Below are 18,944 nucleotides of genomic sequence, written 5' to 3'. Positions count from 1 at the left end.
CCCAGGGGGATCCGTCCGTCGGACCGTTGCTCTAATGTCACCGGCATGTCGTGGTCGCGTGGAGCCGTCGCCGCGCTCGCCGTCTCGGTCCTGCTGCTGACCGGAGCCGCGGGCTGCGGTTCCGACGGTGCCCAGGACCGGGGTGACCTGCTGTCCCCCTCACCCGTGGGCAAGGTCCTCGCCGACACCGACCTCGACGGACGCCACTACCGCGAGGTCGACGCCAAGGGGGCGCCCGCGGTCGGCCTGGAGGTCCAGCCCGACGCCGACGGCGGCTGGGACGTCCGCCTCAAGCTGGCCAATTTCCGCTTCTCGCCCGACGGAGTGAAGGCCCGCGCGGTCACCGGCCGCGGCCTCGCCCGGCTCTACGTCGACGAACGGGCCGTCGCCGATCTGCGCACCCCGTCGTACCGCATCCCGGCCGGCTACCTCCCGCACGGCACCCACCAGGTCACCGTCCGGCTGTACGCGGACGACGGCACGGTGTGGGCGGTCGACGGCAAGGCGGTGGAGAGCACCGCCGACATCACCGCCTCGGAGCCGTCCGGCGAGGCCACCTGGTCCTCGCCCTCGGAACCCTGAGCGGCTGTGAACGGCCGTGCCCGCCCGGCCATGAGTGCATCGGGCATCCTTCCCCGTACTGAGGGGCGAGGTTCACCTGACCACGGCGGAAAGGCATCATGAAGCCCGTGCCCCCAGCGACATCGCTCCGTCGTGCGCCCGTCCAGCGGCGCAGTGCCGAACGGCTCACCAGGATCCTGGACGCCTGCGCCGACCTCCTCGACGAGGTCGGCTACGACGACCTGAGCACCCGCGCCGTCGCCCAGCGCGCGGGCGTGCCCATCGGGTCCGTCTACCGCTTCTTCGGCAACAAACGGCAGATGGCGGACGCGCTCGCCCAGCGCAACCTGGAGCGGTACGCGGAGCGGGTCACCGCACGGCTGGCGGGCGCCCGGCCCGGTGACTGGCGGGCCGCCATGGACGCCGTCCTCGACGAGTACCTGGCCATGAAGCGCACCGCGCCCGGCTTCTCCCTCGTGGACTTCGGCAACCAGATCCCGGTCGGCGTCCGCCAGGCCGAACCCAACCACCGGGTCGCCGACCGTCTCACCGAACTGCTCTCCGGCTACCTCGGCCGCACCCCCGACGAGGACATGAGCCGGATCTTCCTGATCGCCGTGGAGACCGCCGACACCCTCGTCCAGCTCGCCTTCCGGGTGGATCCGCAGGGCGACCCCAAGGTGATCGACGAGACGCGGGAGCTGCTGCGGGCGTATCTGGCGCGGGTCCTGGACTGACCGCCACAGGTCGCGTCGCCCTCACCCTCCCCAGGATGCATACCGGTCGGTATGCTCGGCCGGGAAAGGCGACGCCGCCGTCACCGGGAGGACCCGTGCCCCGCACCGCCCTGCGAATCTGCCCCCTGTGCGAGGCCACCTGCGGGCTGACGCTCACCCTCGAGGGGACCACCGTCACCGGCGCCCGCGGCGACCGGGACGACGTGTTCAGCAAGGGGTTCATCTGCCCCAAGGGCGCCTCCTTCGCCGCCGTCGACGGCGACCCCGACCGGCTGCGCACCCCCCTCGTCCGCCGTGACGGCGAGCTGCGCGAGGCCACCTGGACGGAGGCGTTCGACGCCGTCGCCGCCGGTGTCCGGCCGCTGATCGAGCGGTACGGCCCGCACGCCGTCGGCATCGTCCTCGGCAACCCCAACGTGCACACTGTGGCCGGCGCCCTCTACCCGCCCCTGCTGGTCGCCGGGATCGGCACCCGCAGCCTGTTCACCGCCTCCACGGTCGACCAGATGCCCAAGCACGTCTCCAGCGGACTGCTCTTCGGCGACGCCAACGCCATCCCGGTGCCCGACCTCGACCGCACGAGCCATCTGCTCCTGATCGGCGCCAACCCCCTGGAATCCAACGGCAGTCTGTGCACCGCCCCCGACTTCCCCGGCCGGCTCAGGGCCCTCAAGGCGCGCGGCGGCACCCTCACCGTCATCGACCCGCGCCGCACCCGCACCGCCCGGCTCGCCGACCGGCACGTCGGCATCCGCCCCGGCACCGACGCGCTGCTCCTCGCCGCGATGGCCCACACCCTCTTCGAGGAGGACCTGACCGACCTCGGCGCGCTCACCGGCCACGTCGAGGGACTGGACGAACTCCGCGCCGCCCTGGCCGACTTCACCCCCGAGGCGGTCGCCCCCGCCTGCGACGTCGAGGCCGCCACCGTCCGCGCCCTCGCCCGTGAACTCGCCGCCGCCCCCACCGCCGCCGTCTACGGCCGCATCGGAAGCTGCACGGTCCCGCACGGCACCCTCGGAAGCTGGCTGGTCGACGTCCTCAACATCCTCACCGGCAACCTCGACCGCCCCGGCGGCGCCCTCTTCCCGCAGGCCGCCACCGACCGCACCCCGCGCCCCGCCGGACCCGGCCGCGGCTTCCGGCTCGGCCGCTGGCACTCCCGGGTCGGCCGCCACCCCGAGGCCAAGGGCGAACTGCCGCTCTCCGCGCTCGCCGAGGAGATCGACACCGCCACCGAGGACGGCGAACCGATCCGCGCCCTCCTGGTCGTCGCCGCCAACCCCGTGCTCTCCGCACCCGACGGCGACCGCCTCGACAAGGCCCTCGGCTCCCTGGACTTCATGGTCAGCGTCGACCCGTACCTCAACGAGACCGCCCGCCACGCCGACGTCGTCCTGCCGCCGCCCCCGCCCTCCCAGAGCCCGCACCACGACTTCGCCTTCAACACCCTCGCCGTCCGCAACCAGGTCCGCTACAACCGCCCCGCCGTCCCGCTGGAGGACGGCAGGATGGCCGAGACGGAGATCCTCGCCCGGCTCGTCCTGGCCGTCACCGGCATGCACGGCGCCGACCCCGCCGCCGTCGACGACCTCGTCGTCGGCCGGACCCTCGGCAAGGCCGTCACCGAGGCCCACTCGCCCGTCCACGGCCGCGACCCCGAGGAACTGGCCGCCCTCCTCACCGGCGACAACGGCCCCGAACGCCGCCTCGACCTGATGCTCCGCCTCGGCCCCTACGGCGACGGCTTCGGCGCCCGCCCGGACGGACTCACCCTCGACCGGCTGCTCGGCCACCCGCACGGCATCGACCTCGGACCGCTGCGCCCACGGCTGCCGCAGCCCCTGAAGACCCGCAGCGGACGCGTCGAACTGCTGCCCGCGCCCATCGCCGACGATCTGCCCCGGCTGCGCCAGGCACTGCGCGAACGGCCCGCGGGACTGGTCCTCGTCGGGCGCCGCCATCTGCGCTCCAACAACAGTTGGCTGCACAACGTCCCCGCCCTCACCGGCGGCACCAACCGCTGCACCCTGCACATCCACCCCGAGGACGCCGAACGGCTCGGGCTGCGCGACGGCGGCGCGGTACGGGTCAAGGGCGCCGGCGGAGAGGTGACCGCCCCCGCCGAGATCACCGACGGCGTCCGGCGCGGCGTGGTGAGCCTCCCGCACGGCTGGGGCCACGACCGCCCCGGCACCCGCCTCGCCCACGCCGCCACCGACCCCGGCGTCAACGTCAACCAGCTCCTCGACGGCAGCCTGCTCGACCCCCTGTCGGGCAACGCGGTCCTCAACGGCATCCCCGTCTCGCTCACGCCCGTGCCGTGAGCAAAGCTGTGACCTGGACTTTTGCGCTTATTGCTCGCGCGTCAACGGGTTGTTAACCGTGTTCGGGCGCACCTAACGTCATCGCACCGCCGACCCCCAGACGGATGTCCGGTGGATGTTCAAGGGCGAACGTCAAACGTTAGGTGTCCACTCATGCTGACCGTCCTCGGCTTCGCCATGATCGCGACCTTCCTGGTCCTGATCATGCTGAAGAAGATGTCGCCGATCGCGGCGCTCGTACTGATCCCGGCACTGTTCTGCGTCGTCGTCGGGAAGGGCGCCCGGCTCGGTGACTACGTCATCGACGGCGTCACCAGCCTCGCGCCCACCGCGGCGATGCTCATGTTCGCGATCGTCTACTTCGGTGTGATGATCGACGTCGGCCTCTTCGACCCGATCGTCCGGGCCATCCTGCGGTTCTGCAAGGCCGACCCGCTCCGGATCGTCGTGGGCACCGCGCTCCTCGCCGCGATCGTCTCGCTCGACGGCGACGGCTCCACCACCTTCATGATCACCGTGTCGGCGATGTACCCGCTGTACAAGCGCCTGAGGATGAGCCTGGTCGTGATGACCGGTGTGGCCGCGATGGCCAACGGCGTGATGAACACCCTGCCCTGGGGCGGCCCGACGGCCCGCGCGGCCACCGCCCTGAAGCTGGACGCCGGTGACGTCTTCGTACCGATGATCCCGGCCCTGGCCGCGGGCCTGGCCTTCGTCGTCGTCCTCGCCTACGTCCTCGGCCGCCGTGAGCGCAAGCGGCTCGGTGTGGCTGACGCTGGACGAGGCGCTCGTGGAGGAGCGGGAGACGGAGACCGTGCTGGTCGGCGGCGGCGCGGACAAGTCCGGCTCCGCGGGCGGCGGTTCGGGCGCGGCGACCGCCCTCGGCGACGACACGGACGACGACTTCCAGGGCGGCCTGGACCCTGAACGGCCCACCCTGCGGCCCAAGCTGTACTGGTTCAACGCGCTCCTCACGGTCACGCTCCTCACCGCCATGATCATGGAGCTGCTGCCGATCCCGGTGCTGTTCCTGCTCGGCGCGGCCCTGGCCCTGACCGTCAACTTCCCCCACATGCCCGACCAGAAGGCCCGCATCGGCGCCCACGCCGAGAACGTCCTCAACGTCTCCGGCATGGTCTTCGCCGCCGCCGTCTTCACCGGCGTCCTCCAGGGCACCGGCATGGTCGACCACATGGCCCGCTGGCTGGTGGACAACATCCCCGACGGCATGGGACCCCACATGGCCTTCGTCACCGGCCTGTTGAGCCTCCCGCTCACCTACTTCATGTCCAACGACGGCTTCTACTTCGGTGTTCTGCCGGTCCTCGCCGAGGCGGGCCAGGCCCACGGGGTGTCGTCCCTGGAGATCGCCCGCGCCTCGCTGGTCGGCCAGCCGCTGCACATGTCGAGCCCGCTGGTCCCGGCCGTCTACGTCCTCGTCGGCATGGCCAAGGTCGAGTTCGGCGACCATACCCGGTTCGTCGTCAAGTGGGCCGCCCTCACCTGCCTGGTGATCCTGGGGGCGGGCATGCTGTTCGGGATCATCTGACCGTCGTCGTCACGCCGTTGGACCGCCGTCGTACCGGTTCGGGAAGGACTGCGCCCATGGGGCCCGGGAGGAACCGCGGCTGGCTGCTGCGCCTCGTCATCGCCTTCGGCTTCGCGCAGGGGGCGGTGTCGATGGCCCGGCCCGCCGTCTCCTACCGGGCCCTCGCGCTGGGCGCGGACGAGCGCGCGATCGGTGTCATCGCCGGGGTGTACGCCCTGCTGCCGCTCTTCGCCGCGGTCCCGCTCGGCCGCCGCACCGACCACGGCCGCTGTGCGCCCCTGCTGCCGGTCGGGGTGCTGCTGATATCCGGCGGCTGCGCCCTCAGCGGCCTGGCCGGCTCCCTGTGGACGATGGCCCTGTGGAGCGGGGTGATGGGGCTCGGCCATCTCTGCTTCGTCATCGGCTCCCAGTCGCTGGTGGCCCGGCAGTCGGCGCCGCACGAACAGGACCGGAACTTCGGCCACTTCACCATCGGCGCCTCCCTCGGCCAGTTGATCGGCCCGATCGCGGCCGGCCGGCTGATCGACGACGCCGACCGGGCCGGCAGCAGCGCCCTCGCCCTGCTGGTCGCGGGCGCGGGCTGTGCGGTGGCGTTCACCTCGCTGTGGCGCATCGAGCACCGGGACACGGCACCCGCACCGCGTACGGCGTCCGGCGCGCGCGTCCCGGTCACCCGCATCCTGCGCACCCGCGGTGTCCCGGCGGGCATCCTGGTCAGTCTCGCCGTGCTCTCCGCGACCGACGTCCTCACCGCCTACCTCCCGGTGGTCGGCGACGAGCGGGGCATCGCGCCGTCCGTCGTCGGCGTCCTGCTGAGCGTCCGCGCGGCGGCCACGATCGCCTGCCGACTGGTCCTGACCCCCCTGCTGCGGCTGTGCGGCCGCACCGTCCTGCTCACCACGACCTGCCTCCTCGCGGCCCTGCTGTGCGCCGGGATCGCCCTGCCGGTGCCGGTGCCCTGGCTCGCCGTGATGCTCGCGGTGCTCGGATTCTGCCTCGGGGTCGGCCAGCCGCTCTCCATGACGACGGTCGTCCAGGCGGCCCCCGACGGCGCCCGCTCCACAGCCCTCGCCCTCCGCCTCACCGGCAACCGCCTCGGCCAGGTGGCCGCCCCCGCCGCAGCGGGCCTGACCGCCGGCCTCGCGGGCGCCGCGGCCCCCTTCGTGATGCTGGGCGCGCTGCTCCTGCTGTCATCGGGGGTGGCACTGCGCGCGCCGGGGGCGCCGATGGGGACCAACAGCGGCCGGAGGAAGGCGAGTTCGACCCCGGCACGGAGAACGTGACGGCCTCGCCCGAAGGCGAGTTCGGCGTCCGTGTCGCGTATCCGTCGCCCCTTCGAGTCGTCCGCTCCTGACCCGAATGTCCCGGCGTGCCTTCTCATCTGTCGGACCGTCGTCCCCGATGTGGCCGAGTCTCTTCCCTCCGCCGCCTACGGTCCGTTAACTTCCGTGACTCACAAGCTTCGTGCGCCGCGCCAGCGCTCAGGACCTGCCCGAGAGCACCCGGGGACACTTCTCATGACACGCGCCATCTCCCTGCACGACGTCAGCAAGGTCCACGCCAAGGGCGTCCGGGCCGTGGACCGGCTGTCGCTGGACATCGCGCCCGGCGAGTTCCTGGTGCTGCTCGGCCCCTCCGGCTGCGGCAAGTCCACCGTGTTGCGGATGATCGCCGGCCTGGAGCACATCACCGAGGGCGAGTTGCTCCTCGACGGCGCCTACGCCAACGATCTGCCGCCGTCCCAGCGGGACATCGCGATGGTGTTCCAGAACTTCGCCCTCTACCCGAACATGACCGGCCGCGACAACATCGGTTTCCCGCTGCGCATCGAGGACCCCGGCGCCGACCCGGCCCCCCGGGTGGACGCCACCGCCCGGATGCTCGGCATCGAGGAACTCCTGGACCGCTACCCCGGCCAGCTCTCCGGCGGGGAACGCCAGCGCGTGGCCATGGGCCGGGCCATCGCCCGCCACCCCTCCGCCTTCCTGATGGACGAGCCGCTGTCCAACCTGGACGCCAAGCTCCGCAACCGGCTGCGCGCCGAAATCTCCCGCCTCACCCGCTCGTTGGGCGTCACCACCGTCTACGTCACCCACGACCAGGCCGAGGCGATGTCGCTCGGCGACCGGGTCGCCGTCCTGCGTGGCGGGGTCCTCCAGCAGGTCGACTCCCCGCGCGCGGTCTACGCCCTGCCCCGCAACGTCTTCGTCGCCGCCTTCATCGGCACCCCGCGCATCAACCTCCTGCGGGGTCTGATCCGCGCCCCGCTCGACGGCGCCATGACCATCAGTCTCGGCAAACAGGCCCTGCGGCTGCCCGAACCGCTCTCCCTCGACCACCGGCTGCTGCGGGTGCAGCAGGGCCGGGAGGTGATCGTCGGGCTGCGCTCGGAGGCGGTCCGGATCGCCACGCCCGCCGAGGCCCGCCCCGAGGAGACCCACATCACCGGCCTGGTCGAGCATGTCGAGTTCCAGGGCCACGAGGTGCTGGTCCACTTCAACACCGGCTCCGGCCCCGCCGTCGTCCCCGAACTGGAGGCCCCCCGCCCGGCGCCCCGCCCGGCCCGGCGCCACCGCGAGGGCGGGTTCCTCGACCGGCTGCGGGAGCGCGCGGGCGCCCGCCGGGCCGGGCCGCCCGTGGCGGAGGCGCCGGGCGGGCCCCGGCCGATGCCCGAGCCGCAGGGCGCGTCCCCCGACGGCCGGATCCCCGGCGACCTCGTCGTCCGCACCACCCCGGACTTTGTCCTGCGGTACGGCATGCAGGTCCCGCTCCTCGTCGACACCGCCCACCTGTACGTCTTCGACCAGCACGGCGACCGCGTCTCCCCGGCCCCGGCCCGCCTCCCGGACCTGGAGGAGTGGGAGGCGTAGGGGACCTTGGCCGAGACCCCGACGGGCCACCGTGGCGGGCGGCACCCCGGTGACCCCTGGTGCCGGAAAACTAACGGCGCTAGTTTGGGCCGGACGACGCGGACCGCCCGGAAGGAACGTGATGAAGGCACACGACGGCATCTACCTCGACGGGGCCTGGCGCCCGGCCGCGAGCCGGGACGTGATCGAGGTCGTCGACCCGGCCGACGAGCGGGTGATCGCCCAGGTCCCGGCCGGCGGCCCCGAGGACGTCGACGCCGCCGTACGGGCCGCCCGCGCCGCGCTCCCCGCCTGGGCCGCCACCCCGCCCGCCGAACGCGCGGCCCGGCTGGCCGCCCTGCGGGACGTGCTGACGGCCAGCAAGGACGAGATCGCCGAGACCGTCACGGCCGAACTGGGCTCCCCGCTCGCCTTCTCCCAGGCCGTCCACGCGGCCGTGCCGATCGCGGTCGCCGCCTCCTACGCCGACCTCGCCGCGCGCCACCCCTTCGAGGAGAAGGTCGGCAACTCGACCGTCCTGCACGAGCCGGTCGGCGTGGTCGCCGCGATCACCCCGTGGAACTACCCGCTGCACCAGATCGTCGCCAAGGTCGCCCCCGCGCTGGCCGCGGGCTGCACCGTGGTCCTCAAACCCGCCGAGGACACCCCCCTCACCGCGCAGCTCTTCGCCGAGGCCGTGCACGAGGCGGGCGTCCCGGCCGGGGTGTTCAACCTCGTCACCGGCCTCGGCCCGGTCGCGGGGCAGGCCCTCGCCGAACACCCCGGCGTGGACCTGGTCTCCTTCACCGGCTCCACCGCCGTCGGCCGCCGGATCGCCGCGGTTGCCGGTGCCGCGATCAAGAAGGTGGCCCTCGAACTCGGCGGCAAGTCCGCCAATGTCATCCTGCCGAGCGCCGACCTCGCCCGCGCGGTGAACGTCGGCGTCGCCAACGTGATGTCCAACTCCGGTCAGACGTGCAGCGCCTGGACCCGCATGCTCGTCCACCGCGACCGGTACGACGAGGCCGTGACGCTGGCCGCGGCGGCCGCCGCCAAGTACGCCGACCGCATCGGCCCGCTCGTCAGCGCCGCCCAGCGCGACCGGGTGCGCGGGTACATCGAGAAGGGCGTCGCCGAGGGCGCCCGGCTGGTCGCCGGCGGGCCCGGATCGCCGCGCGAGCGGGGCTGGTTCGTCGCCCCGACGGTCTTCGCCGACGTCACCCCGGACATGACGATCGCCCAGGAGGAGATCTTCGGCCCGGTCCTGTCGATCCTGCGCTACGAGGACGAGGACGACGCCCTGCGCATCGCCAACGGCACGGTCTACGGCCTGGCGGGCGCGGTCTGGGCGGGGGAGGAGACGGAGGCGGTGGCCTTCGCGCGCCGGATGGACACCGGGCAGGTCGACATCAACGGCGGCCGCTTCAACCCTCTTGCCCCCTTCGGGGGTTACAAGCAGTCGGGCGTCGGCCGGGAACTCGGCGCGCACGGGCTCGCCGAGTACCTCCAGACCAAGTCTCTCCAGTTCTGAAGGAGTCCGCCGTGGTTCGTGCCGCCGTGCTGCCCGCCGTGGGCGCCGCCCTGGAGATCACCGACATCGACCTGCCGGACCCCGGTCCGGGCCAGGTCCGGGTGCGGCTCGCCGCCGCCGGGGTCTGCCACTCCGACCTGTCCCTGTCCGACGGCACCATGCGGGTACCGGTCCCCGCGGTGCTGGGCCACGAGGGCGCGGGCACGGTCGTCGCCGTCGGCGAGGGGGTCACCTCCGTGGCGCCCGGCGCCCCGGTCGTCCTCAACTGGGCTCCGTCCTGCGGGCGTTGCCACGCCTGCTCGCTCGGCGAGGTGTGGCTGTGCGCCGACGCGCTCACCGGCTCCGCGGCCGTCTACGCGCGCACCGCGGACGGCCGTGACCTCCATCCCGGGCTGAACGTCGCCGCGTTCGCCGAGGAGACCGTCGTATCCGCCTCCTGCGTGCTGCCGTTGCCCGACGGCATCCCCCTCACCGACGCGGCCCTCCTCGGGTGCGCGGTCCTCACCGGGTACGGCGCCGTCCACCACAACGCGCGGGTGCGCCCCGGCGAGACGGTCGCCGTGTTCGGCGTCGGCGGGGTGGGCCTCGCGACCCTCCAGGCGGCGCGGATCGCGGGCGCCGCCACGATCGTCGCGGTGGACGTCTCCCCGGAGAAGGAGGAGCTGGCCCGCGCGGCCGGCGCCACCGACTACGTGATCGCCTCGGACCGCACCGCCCGCGAGATCCGCGCCCTCACCGGCGGACAGGGCGTGGACGTGGCCGTGGAGTGCGTGGGGCGCGCGGTCACCATCCGCACGGCCTGGGAGTCCACCCGGCGCGGCGGCCGCACCACGGTCGTCGGCATCGGCGGCAAGGACCAGCAGGTCACCTTCAACGCCCTGGAACTCTTCCACTGGGGCCGCACCCTCTCCGGCTGCGTCTACGGCAACAGCGACCCGTCCACCGACCTCCCCGCCCTGGCCGGCCACATCCGCGCCGGCCGCCTGAACCTCTCCACCCTGGTGACCGAACACATCACCCTGGCCGACATCCCGACAGCCTTCGACAACATGCTGGCGGGCAAGGGAGGCAGGGCCCTGGTCGTCTTCTGACCGAACGACGCCGCCAACTCCCGTCAGACCCCCGGACGACGGCCCGCCCGCCGGGACAGGCCCCGCCGCCCGCCGCGGCTCCGGTCGCCGGACTCGCCGGGCGGCGGTGGTCCGGGCCGTCGCGGGGCATCGGCTCGCCGGGATCGGGAAGGGCCTCGCGGAGCGCGACGGCTCCGGTCGCCCTGGGGCGTCAGCCCCCTCGATCGAGGCGGCCCGCCCGGGGACGCCCCGTCGACCACATCGGACCCGGTCGTCCCAGGGGCGCCGGACCCGCCGGTCGGCGGCGCCCCGGTTACCGCGCGGGGGCGGCCCACGCGGGCTGCGGGCCCCGTCGGCTGGGGACCGCCACGGCGACCGCAGGGGCTCCCGTCGCTGCGGGGCGCCGGACCCTTCGGCCGATGCACCCCGTCACCCGCGCCGCGTCAGCCCCCTCGGACCGCGCCCCCGGTCGGCCCGGTCACCCGTCACCCCGCCGCGGCAGCCCCCTCACTCCCGGACATCGGCCCCCTCGGGCCGTCGCGCCGCCGCCCTGTCCCGAGGCGGCCGGGACCGTCCCACCGCCACCCCCGCCAGGCACAGCGCGCCGCCCACCAGGGTGAGCGCCCCGGGGACCTCGCCCAAGGTCAGCCAGGACAGCAGGACGACCAGGGCGGGGACCGCGTACGTCGTCGCGCCCATGCGGCTGACCGTCGTGCGGGCGAGGGCGTAGGCCCAGGTGGTGAAGGCCAGGGCGGTGGGGAAGACGCCGAGGTAGATCATGTTGAGCGTGGCGGAGAGCGGGGCGTCGGACGCGTCGCGGATCAGTTGGCCGGTGAACGGCAGGCACAGGACCGTGCCGGTCAGACAGCCGAACGTCGTCACCTGGAGCACGCTCGCCCGGCCCAGGGCCGGCTTCTGCGCGACGACTCCCGCCGCGTAGGCGATCGCCGCGACCAGGCAGAGCACGACCCCGAGCACCGAAGACCCGCCCCCGCCCGACATCGACAGGCCGACGGCGACCGCCCCGGCGAACGACACCGCCATCCCCGCCAGCAGCCGCGGCGGCATCGGATCACCGAGCAGCCGTACACCGAGCAGGGCGATCAGCAGTGGGCCGATGTTCACCACCAGGGCCGCCGTCCCGGCGTCCACCTGCTGCTCGCCCCAGTTGAGGACCACCATGTAGACCCCGAACCACAGCAGCCCGGACAGCGCGATCCCCGGCCAGGCGGCGCGGGGCGGCCACCCCTCCCGCCGCAGCAGGCAGAGCACCCCCAGCGTCACCGACCCCGCCGCCAGCCGGCCGAGCGCCAGCGCCCCCGGCGCGTACGCCGCACCCGCACTGCGGATCGACACGAAGGCGGACGCCCACAGCACGACGGTGACGACGGCGGCCCCGGCGGCGAGCAGCCCGGTGCGAGAGGTGGCGGTGTTCATCATGATCCCGAGGCTAGGAGGGGTGAGGGTTCAGGGGCTGGCGGATTTCGGACGGTGCGGCGCGGCTCAGCGCAGGGCGGCGGCGTCGATCCCGAGCAGCTCGTCCAGCGCGCGCGAGCCCGCGGCCGTCACCTTCACCGCCCGTTCGCTGCCGATCCGTACGCACCACCCGGTGTCCAGCGCGTGCCGGCACAGGGCCGCGCCCGCGACCCCGGCGAGATGGGGGCGGCGTTCGGTCCAGTCGAGGCAGGCGCGGGCCAGGGGGCGGCGGGAGGTGCGGTCGAGCGGGATGCCGGTGCTCGCGAACCACCGCAGCCCCGGGTCGGTCAGCGCGAACCCGGTGTCCTGGCGCAGCAGCCCGCGCGCGGTGAGCGCGTCGGTGACCGCGATGCCGAGGCGCCCGGCGAGATGGTCGTAGCAGGTGCGGCCGCGGGCCATGGCCGAGCCGGCGGTCGCGGCCCGCAGGGTGCGCGGCGCCGGGCCGCTGTCCGGGCCGGCCTGGGCCACCAGGTCCTCGACGAGCTGGGCGGTCCGCGGCCCGGCGAGCCGTACGTACCGGTGCCGCCCCTGCCGTTCCTCGGCGAGCAGTCCGCCCGCGACCAGCTTGCCCAGGTGCTCGCTCAGCGTCGACGGGGCGACCCCGGCGTGCCGGGCCAGCTCGCCCGCCGTCCACGCCCGTCCGTCGAGCAGCGCCAGCAGACAGGCGGCCCGCGTCTCGTCGGCCAGCAGCCCGGCCAGCGCGGCCAGCCCCGGCGCCCGTACGTCCCTGGTGGTCATGGCCCCCAGCATGCGCCCGGAACGTTTCGGCGCCCGCCGAAGTGTCCCGGCCCCGGGTCGCCTACGCGTTCTCCCGCAGCCGCTCGTACTGGAGCGCCAGCCCCTCCAGCAGGGCCGTCAGCCCGGTCTCGAAGGCCCGCTCGTCGATCTTCTCCTGCTGTTCGGCGAGCCGGTGCGCCTGGCCGAGATGGGGGTAGTCGGCGGGGTCGTAGGCGCTCTCGTCGGCCACGAAACCGCCGGCGAACGAGCCGAGCGCGGAGCCCATCACGAAGTACCGCATCAGCGCGCCGACCGAGGTGGCCTGCGCGGGCGGCCAGCCCGCGGCGACCATCCCGCCGTACACCGCGTCGGCGAGCCGGAGTCCGGCCGGGCGGCGGCCGGGGCCGCGGGCGAGGACCGGGACGATGTTCGGATGGTCGCGCAGGGCGTCGCGGTAGGAGACGGCCCAGTCGTGCAGGGCGGCCCGCCAGTCCCGGACGTCGTCGAACATCGACAGGTCGACCTGGGCGCTCACCGAGTCGGCGACGGCCTCCAGGATCTCGTCCTTGGTGCGGAAGTGGTTGTAGAGGGAGGGCCCGCTGACCCCCAGTTCGGCGGCGAGCCGGCGCGTGGAGACGGCCGCGAGGCCCTCCGCGTCCACCAGCGCCCGGGCGGTCTCGACGATCCGGTCGGTGCTGAGAAGGGGCTTGCGCGGTCGGGCCATGGCGCACATAGTAGGGCTGCGCTTCGAAACTAGCAGTGCTAATTTAAATGTCCGGCTTTCAAGGGCCGGGAGGTGCCGAAAGGGCGAGGTGATCGCGTGGTGAACCTGGGGCTCAGCGAGGAGCAGGAGGCCGTCCGACGGCTCGCCCGGGACTTCGTGGACCGCGAGATCGCCCCGCACGTCGTCGCCTGGGACCGCGCCGAGGAGGTCGACCGGGGCATCGTGAAGAAGCTCGGCGAGGTCGGCTTCCTGGGCCTGACGATCGACGAGGAGTACGGCGGCAGCGGCGGCGACCATCTCACGTACTGCCTGGTCACCGAGGAGCTGGGCCGCGGCGACTCCTCGGTGCGCGGGATCGTCTCGGTGTCGCTGGGCCTGGTCGCCAAGACCGTCGCCGCCTGGGGCAGCGAGGAGCAGAAGCGGCGCTGGCTGCCGGGCCTGACCTCCGGCGCGTCCGTCGGCTGCTTCGGCCTCACCGAGCCCGGCACCGGCTCGGACGCCGGCAACCTCGCCACGCGCGCGGTCCGCGACGGCGACGAGTACGTCGTCAACGGCACCAAGATGTTCATCACCAACGGCACCTGGGCGGACGTCGTCCTGCTCTTCGCCCGCTCCACGGACGCCCCCGGCCACCGGGGCGTCTCCGCCTTCCTCGTCCCCGCCGACACCCCCGGCCTCAGCCGCAGGACCGTGCACGGCAAGCTCGGACTGCGCGGCCAGGCGACCGCCGAACTGGTCCTCCAGGACGTCCGGATCCCCGCCTCCGCCCTGCTCGGCGAGGAGGGCAGGGGCTTCTCGGTCGCCATGTCGGCGCTGGCCAAGGGCCGGATGTCGGTCGCGGCGGGCTGTGTCGGCATCGCCCAGGCCGCGCTCGACGCGGCGGTGCGCTACGCGGGGGAGCGCGAGCAGTTCGGCAGGACCATCGCCCACCACCAGCTCGTCCAGGAGCTGATCAGCGACATCGCCGTGGACGTGGACGCGGCCCGCCTGCTGACCTGGCGCGTCGCCGACCTGGTCGACCGCGGCCTGCCCTTCGCCACCGAGTCCTCCAAGGCCAAACTGTTCGCCTCGGAGGCCGCCGTCCGCGCCGCGAACAACGCCCTCCAGGTCTTCGGCGGCTACGGCTACATCGACGAGTACCCGGCGGGCAAACTGCTGCGCGACGCCCGGGTGATGACCCTCTACGAGGGCACGAGCCAGATCCAGAAGCTCGTGATCGGACGGGCGCTGACCGGGGTCTCGGCGTTCTGAGTACCCACATGAGTATCCGCGCGGATACGGCACGCGACACGTCGGCCGGATGCATTCCCCATGAGTGACACATCGGGCAAGCAGCAGAACACGGCCGCCTTCTACGGTCAGGCCGTCGCGTCCTTCTCCGTGGCCATGGCCGCCACCGCCGTCGGCATCTTCAAGCTGAACGCCGACGCCTGGGTCCGGGCCTTCCTCGCCATCGCCGTCCTGTACCTGGTCACCTCGGCCTTCACCCTCGCCAAGGTGATCCGGGACCGGCAGGACGCGCAGGCCCGTGCCTACAGCCCCTTCGAGAAGCTCTGAGCGCCCGCCCCGCACCGGCTGCCTAAGCGGCCGCTCACCTCGGGCGGTATGGTGGGTGGCTCCGGTACCGAGAGGGGCGAGCGAGCGATGAGTACGGCGGAGGAGACGGCCGGCGGCGAGATCGAGCCGTGGGACGAGGTCACCCCTGACGCGGCCCGGCGACTGCTCGTCGCCGCCGTGGAGGCTTTCGCCGAGCGTGGCTACCACGCCACCACGACCCGGGACATCGCGGGCCGGGCCGGGATGAGCCCGGCGGCGCTCTACATCCACTACAAGACCAAGGAAGAGCTGCTCCACCGGATCAGCCGCATCGGCCACGACCGCGCGCTGGCCATCCTGCGCACGGCCGCCGAGGGCGAGGGCACCGCCGCCCAGCGGCTCGCCGACGCCGTCGGCTCCTTCGTCCGCTGGCACGCGGGGCGGCGCACCACCGCGCGGGTGGTGCAGTACGAGCTGGACGCGCTCGGCCCCAGCGCCCGCGCCGAGATCCTCGCGCTGCGCCGCCAGGTCGACGCCCAGGTCCGCGGGATCATCGAGGACGGTGTGGCCTCGGGGGAGTTCGACGTCCCGGACGTGCACGGCACGACCCTCGCCGTGCTCTCGCTCTGCATCGACGTGGCCCGCTGGTTCAACGTCGACGGCCCCCGCACCCCCGACGAGGTCGGCGCGCTCTACGCCGACCTCGTGCTGCGGATGGTGGGCGCGGCGAAGTAGCGCGCCCGCGCCCCCCCCCGAGCCCCGCGCCCCCCGAGACCCGCGCCCCCCCCGAGGCTCGCTAGAGGTAGTAGCGCGCGACCGACTCCGCGACGCACACCGGCTTGTCCCCGCCCTCGCGCTCCACGGTGAACGCGAGGGTGAGCTGGACCCCGCCGGCGACGTCCTCGACACCGCTGATCACGGCCGTCGCGCGCAGCCGGGAGCCGACCGGGACGGGCGCCGGGAAGCGCACCTTGTTCACCCCGTAGTTGACGCCCATCTTCACGCCCTCGACCGAGATGAGCCGGGGCCCGAAGAGCGGCAGCAGCGACAGGGTGAGATAGCCGTGCGCGATGGTCGTCCCGAACGGGCCCGACGCGGCGCGCTCGGGGTCGACATGGATCCACTGGTGGTCGCCGGTGGCCTCCGCGAACAGGTCGATGCGCTTCTGGTCGACCTCCAGCCAGTCGGTGTGGCCCAGTTGCTCGCCCACGGCCGACCTCAGTTCGTCGGCGGACGTGAAGATCCTCGGCTCTGCCATGTGTCCCGGCCCTCTCGCGCGATGTCCTGCGATGCCCTGCGAAACTTTTCTAAGCGACTGCTTAGCATGGTCGGGTGGGCGGCCGCTGTCAACGGACCCGTGCCGTGACACGGTCGGTAGGCTTCGAGGGGTGCCCCAGATTCCAGAGAAGATCCACGAGCTGACCGTCGGCCAACTCGCCGCCCGCAGCGGCGTCGCCGTCTCCGCCCTGCACTTCTACGAGTCCAAGGGCCTGATCAGGAGCTGTCGCACCGCAGGGAACCAGCGCCGCTACCACCGGGACGCGCTGCGCCGGGTGGCGTTCGTCCGCGCGGCCCAGCGGGTCGGCATCCCGCTGGCCACGATCCGCGAGGCCCTCGCCGAACTCCCCGAGGAGCGCACCCCGACCCGCGAGGACTGGGCCCGGCTGTCCGAGGCGTGGCGGGCCGAGCTGGACGAGCGCATCAAGCAGCTCAACCGCCTCCGCGACCATCTCACCGACTGCATCGGCTGCGGCTGCCTCTCGCTCGACACCTGCGTCCTGTCCAACCCGGACGACGCCTTCGGCCGGCGCGCGACGGGCTCCCGCCTGCTGGTGGAACGGCGCAAGCCCGCGCAGTGAGGAGCGGGGCGGGGGAGCGTGACGCGCCCCCACCCCCCTCACCCGGTCACTCGTACTCGGTCCCGCCCTTGCGGGTCAGATACGCGCCGCTGACCGCCTTGGCTATCGCCCGGCCCCCGGTCACCGGGCTGTACCGCTCGACGGCGGGCCGGATCACGACGCCCTCCCGCAGATGCAGCCCGCGCCCCGACACCGTCTCCCGGCCCGTCGCGATCCCCAGCACCCGCTCACTGTCGTACGGTCCGGTGAACAGCCTCGGCACCAGCGGGAGTTCGCCGTCCAGCAGCTCGGCCGCGTCCAGCCACCGCACCTCGCCGTCGATCTCCGCGGACACGTCGAACGCCGCGTACCCGAGGCTCTCGCGCCGTCCGTCCGCGCCGTACGTCAGGTCCTGGACGCCCGCGCCGAACACCTCGCCGAAGATCCCGACCCGGCGCGCTCCCAGCCGGGCGGCGAGCCGGGCCGCCGTCCCGGCGACGCCATGGCCGCGCACGGCCCGCCAGTAGAGGTTGCGCGGGTCCTCCTTCAGCGCCAGCGACTTGGCGCCGAAGCCCTTCGAGGAGACGTACACCCGCTCCTCGTCCGCCACATACGTCAGCAGGCACGCCGAGCCGTGCAGTTTCTCGGTGAGGACGACCGGCTCGCCCGGTGCGAAGATGCCGGGGTGGCGCTGGATGTTCTCGATGTCGACCCACGGGAGCAGATCCGGCGCCGGCTCGACGTCGCCGCTCATGGTCGGCGGGATCGGCGGCACCCACTTCACGATGCCGAGCCGCTCCGCGAAGTCGGTGCCCTCGGCGGCGGCCCGCGCCCAGTCGACGCCGGCCAGCGCCCGCGGCCGGCACACGATGCCCTGCGACAGCTCGCCCCGCAGCCGTACCGCCTTCACCCGGTCCGAGTTGCCGCCCGCCAGCCGTCCGGTCAGCCCCAGCTCCTCGACCAGCGCGAGGGGCAGCACCGCCTGCTCGGGAATGTAGAGCGCGGCCTCGCCGGTGCGGTAGGCGCCCTTGGCGACGACGGCCCGGTACAGGCCGACCTGCGCCAGTTCGAGGGCGTCGGCGTCGGGGTGTTCATGGACCGTCAGCACTTCTGCGGTGACGCGCAGCGTCGACATACGGGTGACTCCTTCGGTGCCTCAGCTCGGTTTCATCACCGCCAACTCTGCGGACGGGAAACGGGTGGAGCCACGGAATTTCCGGCTGCTAACGTCACGCTCCGGCAGGGACAGGGGGTGCGGCATCCCCGGCGCACCCCCGCCTCGCTCTCGGCGGCGCCGTTCTCCCGGGCCTTCGGTCAGGCCGACATCAGCAGGCGGCCGCGGCGGGCGTACGCCAGGGCCTCCGGGGTGAGCACGGGGCGTGGGACGAGGATCCCGCAGTCCGAGCAGACCGGACCCGAGGACGGCTCGTGGTCCAGGTCGTACTTCCACAGCAGTCGTTCGCCGCCGCAGCCGGGGCAGGAGGAGCCCGGTGCCCGCTCCAGCGCGGCGATCAGCCGGCGCAGCACCTCGGCCAGCGGTTCACGGGGGTGGACCCGCGGGTCGTCGCACCAGGCCACGCCGAAGCCGCCCCAGGTCAGCCGGTGCCAGTCGTCGACACTGCCCGGCCTGCGCAGCCCGTCGTGCTTCTCCTTCTTGCGGCGCTCGGCGAACCCGGCCTCATAGGCCAGCCACACCGCCCGCGCCTCCTCCAGCTCGTCCAGTGCGGCCACGAGCCGCGCCGGATCGGGGGAGCGGTCCTCGGGTCCGAACCCGGCCCGGGAGCACAGGTGGTCCCAGGTCGCCCGGTGCCCGTACGGGGCGAACCGCTCCAGGCACTTGCGCAGTGAGTACCGCCGCAGTGCCAGATCGCACCGCGGATCCCGCACCTGTCTCGCCAGACTCCGGAAACCGGCCATCGCCTTGCACCTCCGTCACATCTGCACCTGTACTTCGGTCAACTCGGCGTCGTCGTACGGACGTCGTCGAGTAGACGTATCGACTCGCGATTCGGCTCCCTTCGATCTCGGT

The 18,944-nt window shown here is 73.5% G+C and carries 17 protein-coding genes and 1 pseudogene; 12 read left to right on the top strand and 6 right to left on the bottom strand.

The window, feature by feature from the left end; genetic code table 11:
- The first annotated feature begins 45 nt into the window (after window positions 1-45).
- From G6W55_RS19135 to G6W55_RS19100, 8 genes and pseudogenes are all read left to right on the top strand, one after another.
- On the top strand, window positions 46-582 hold the full coding sequence (locus tag G6W55_RS19135; protein WP_175522066.1) for a hypothetical protein: 537 nt from the start codon (window positions 46-48) through the stop codon (window positions 580-582).
- Window positions 583-680: 98 nt separating this feature from the next.
- Window positions 681-1,298 (top strand): TetR/AcrR family transcriptional regulator, encoded by a 618-nt coding sequence (locus G6W55_RS19130; RefSeq protein WP_078632982.1) that lies wholly within the window; start codon window positions 681-683, stop codon window positions 1,296-1,298.
- A 95-nt stretch (window positions 1,299-1,393) separates the two neighbouring features.
- Window positions 1,394-3,625 carry a molybdopterin oxidoreductase family protein gene (locus tag G6W55_RS19125; protein WP_175522065.1) on the top strand — a complete coding sequence of 744 codons (2,232 nt, stop codon included), beginning with the start codon at window positions 1,394-1,396 and terminating at the stop codon, window positions 3,623-3,625.
- A gap of 153 nt (window positions 3,626-3,778) precedes the next feature.
- Window positions 3,779-5,174 (top strand): annotated as a pseudogene (locus G6W55_RS19120) (CitMHS family transporter).
- A gap of 56 nt (window positions 5,175-5,230) precedes the next feature.
- Complete coding sequence (locus tag G6W55_RS19115; RefSeq protein ID WP_175522064.1) at window positions 5,231-6,457, top strand: MFS transporter; 1,227 nt, start codon at window positions 5,231-5,233, stop codon at window positions 6,455-6,457.
- Window positions 6,458-6,691: 234 nt separating this feature from the next.
- On the top strand, window positions 6,692-8,044 hold the full coding sequence (locus G6W55_RS19110) for an ABC transporter ATP-binding protein (RefSeq protein WP_175522063.1): 1,353 nt from the start codon (window positions 6,692-6,694) through the stop codon (window positions 8,042-8,044).
- Window positions 8,045-8,165: 121 nt separating this feature from the next.
- On the top strand, window positions 8,166-9,554 hold the full coding sequence (locus G6W55_RS19105; protein WP_175522062.1) for an aldehyde dehydrogenase family protein: 1,389 nt from the start codon (window positions 8,166-8,168) through the stop codon (window positions 9,552-9,554).
- Window positions 9,555-9,565: 11 nt separating this feature from the next.
- Window positions 9,566-10,645: a Zn-dependent alcohol dehydrogenase gene (locus G6W55_RS19100; RefSeq protein ID WP_175522061.1), complete on the top strand. Its 1,080-nt coding sequence runs from the start codon at window positions 9,566-9,568 to the stop codon at window positions 10,643-10,645.
- Window positions 10,646-11,131: 486 nt separating this feature from the next.
- On the opposite strand, the gene G6W55_RS19095 is transcribed toward G6W55_RS19100, so the two are convergent.
- The 3 genes from G6W55_RS19095 to G6W55_RS19085 all read right to left on the bottom strand — a co-directional run bounded on the left by G6W55_RS19095 (window position 11,132) and on the right by G6W55_RS19085 (window position 13,541).
- On the bottom strand, window positions 11,132-12,064 hold the full coding sequence (locus G6W55_RS19095) for a DMT family transporter (RefSeq protein ID WP_175522060.1): 933 nt from the start codon (window positions 12,062-12,064) through the stop codon (window positions 11,132-11,134).
- Window positions 12,065-12,127: 63 nt separating this feature from the next.
- Window positions 12,128-12,838, bottom strand: a complete 711-nt coding sequence (locus G6W55_RS19090) for a helix-turn-helix transcriptional regulator (RefSeq protein WP_175522059.1) — start codon at window positions 12,836-12,838, stop codon at window positions 12,128-12,130.
- Window positions 12,839-12,899: 61 nt separating this feature from the next.
- Window positions 12,900-13,541 (bottom strand): TetR/AcrR family transcriptional regulator, encoded by a 642-nt coding sequence (locus tag G6W55_RS19085; RefSeq protein WP_085208219.1) that lies wholly within the window; start codon window positions 13,539-13,541, stop codon window positions 12,900-12,902.
- Between the two features lie 99 nt (window positions 13,542-13,640).
- Between G6W55_RS19085 and G6W55_RS19080 the strand changes: the two genes are divergently transcribed.
- The 3 genes from G6W55_RS19080 to G6W55_RS19070 all read left to right on the top strand — a co-directional run bounded on the left by G6W55_RS19080 (window position 13,641) and on the right by G6W55_RS19070 (window position 15,812).
- Complete coding sequence (locus G6W55_RS19080) at window positions 13,641-14,792, top strand: acyl-CoA dehydrogenase family protein (protein ID WP_175522116.1); 1,152 nt, start codon at window positions 13,641-13,643, stop codon at window positions 14,790-14,792.
- A 60-nt stretch (window positions 14,793-14,852) separates the two neighbouring features.
- Window positions 14,853-15,098 (top strand): YiaA/YiaB family inner membrane protein, encoded by a 246-nt coding sequence (locus tag G6W55_RS19075; protein ID WP_030797424.1) that lies wholly within the window; start codon window positions 14,853-14,855, stop codon window positions 15,096-15,098.
- 87 nt (window positions 15,099-15,185) lie between these two features.
- Entirely contained in the window at window positions 15,186-15,812 is a 627-nt protein-coding gene (locus G6W55_RS19070; protein ID WP_175522058.1) for a TetR/AcrR family transcriptional regulator, read from the top strand.
- A gap of 61 nt (window positions 15,813-15,873) precedes the next feature.
- On the opposite strand, the gene G6W55_RS19065 is transcribed toward G6W55_RS19070, so the two are convergent.
- The gene (locus tag G6W55_RS19065; RefSeq protein WP_175522057.1) at window positions 15,874-16,335 is read right to left on the bottom strand and encodes a MaoC family dehydratase; all 462 of its coding nucleotides are present in this window, start codon (window positions 16,333-16,335) and stop codon (window positions 15,874-15,876) included.
- Window positions 16,336-16,465: 130 nt separating this feature from the next.
- Here G6W55_RS19065 and soxR point away from each other — a divergent pair, with 130 nt between their 5' ends.
- Window positions 16,466-16,936 carry a redox-sensitive transcriptional activator SoxR gene (gene soxR / locus G6W55_RS19060; protein ID WP_175522056.1) on the top strand — a complete coding sequence of 157 codons (471 nt, stop codon included), beginning with the start codon at window positions 16,466-16,468 and terminating at the stop codon, window positions 16,934-16,936.
- 46 nt (window positions 16,937-16,982) lie between these two features.
- Here the strand turns inward: soxR and G6W55_RS19055 are convergent, their stop codons facing one another.
- Both G6W55_RS19055 and G6W55_RS19050 read right to left on the bottom strand, forming a co-directional pair.
- The gene (locus tag G6W55_RS19055; RefSeq protein ID WP_175522055.1) at window positions 16,983-18,050 is read right to left on the bottom strand and encodes an RNA ligase (ATP); all 1,068 of its coding nucleotides are present in this window, start codon (window positions 18,048-18,050) and stop codon (window positions 16,983-16,985) included.
- Between the two features lie 179 nt (window positions 18,051-18,229).
- Window positions 18,230-18,832, bottom strand: coding sequence for a hypothetical protein (locus G6W55_RS19050; protein WP_175522054.1), 603 nt, complete (start codon window positions 18,830-18,832; stop codon window positions 18,230-18,232).
- Window positions 18,833-18,944: the final 112 nt, after the last annotated feature.

This window comes from Streptomyces sp. CAI-85, from assembly GCF_013363615.1.
Taxonomy (GTDB): Bacteria; Actinomycetota; Actinomycetes; order Streptomycetales; family Streptomycetaceae; genus Streptomyces; species Streptomyces antibioticus_B.
Note: the sequence above shows the minus strand (reverse complement) of the source record. Positions and strands in the feature narration are given on the sequence as shown.

What these genes read in the sequence shown, in the direction of transcription:
- G6W55_RS19130 (WP_078632982.1), top strand. Translation starts at nt 681, where the DNA reads ATGAAGCCCGTGCCCCCAGCGACATCGCTCCGTCGTGCGCCCGTCCAG.
- G6W55_RS19055 (WP_175522055.1), bottom strand. Translation starts at nt 18,050, where the DNA reads ATGTCGACGCTGCGCGTCACCGCAGAAGTGCTGACGGTCCATGAACAC.
- G6W55_RS19095 (WP_175522060.1), bottom strand. Translation starts at nt 12,064, where the DNA reads ATGATGAACACCGCCACCTCTCGCACCGGGCTGCTCGCCGCCGGGGCC.
- G6W55_RS19070 (WP_175522058.1), top strand. Translation starts at nt 15,186, where the DNA reads ATGAGTACGGCGGAGGAGACGGCCGGCGGCGAGATCGAGCCGTGGGAC.
- G6W55_RS19050 (WP_175522054.1), bottom strand. Translation starts at nt 18,832, where the DNA reads ATGGCCGGTTTCCGGAGTCTGGCGAGACAGGTGCGGGATCCGCGGTGC.
- G6W55_RS19115 (WP_175522064.1), top strand. Translation starts at nt 5,231, where the DNA reads ATGGGGCCCGGGAGGAACCGCGGCTGGCTGCTGCGCCTCGTCATCGCC.
- G6W55_RS19090 (WP_175522059.1), bottom strand. Translation starts at nt 12,838, where the DNA reads ATGACCACCAGGGACGTACGGGCGCCGGGGCTGGCCGCGCTGGCCGGG.
- G6W55_RS19135 (WP_175522066.1), top strand. Translation starts at nt 46, where the DNA reads ATGTCGTGGTCGCGTGGAGCCGTCGCCGCGCTCGCCGTCTCGGTCCTG.
- G6W55_RS19110 (WP_175522063.1), top strand. Translation starts at nt 6,692, where the DNA reads ATGACACGCGCCATCTCCCTGCACGACGTCAGCAAGGTCCACGCCAAG.
- G6W55_RS19105 (WP_175522062.1), top strand. Translation starts at nt 8,166, where the DNA reads ATGAAGGCACACGACGGCATCTACCTCGACGGGGCCTGGCGCCCGGCC.
- G6W55_RS19065 (WP_175522057.1), bottom strand. Translation starts at nt 16,335, where the DNA reads ATGGCAGAGCCGAGGATCTTCACGTCCGCCGACGAACTGAGGTCGGCC.
- G6W55_RS19085 (WP_085208219.1), bottom strand. Translation starts at nt 13,541, where the DNA reads ATGGCCCGACCGCGCAAGCCCCTTCTCAGCACCGACCGGATCGTCGAG.
- G6W55_RS19075 (WP_030797424.1), top strand. Translation starts at nt 14,853, where the DNA reads ATGAGTGACACATCGGGCAAGCAGCAGAACACGGCCGCCTTCTACGGT.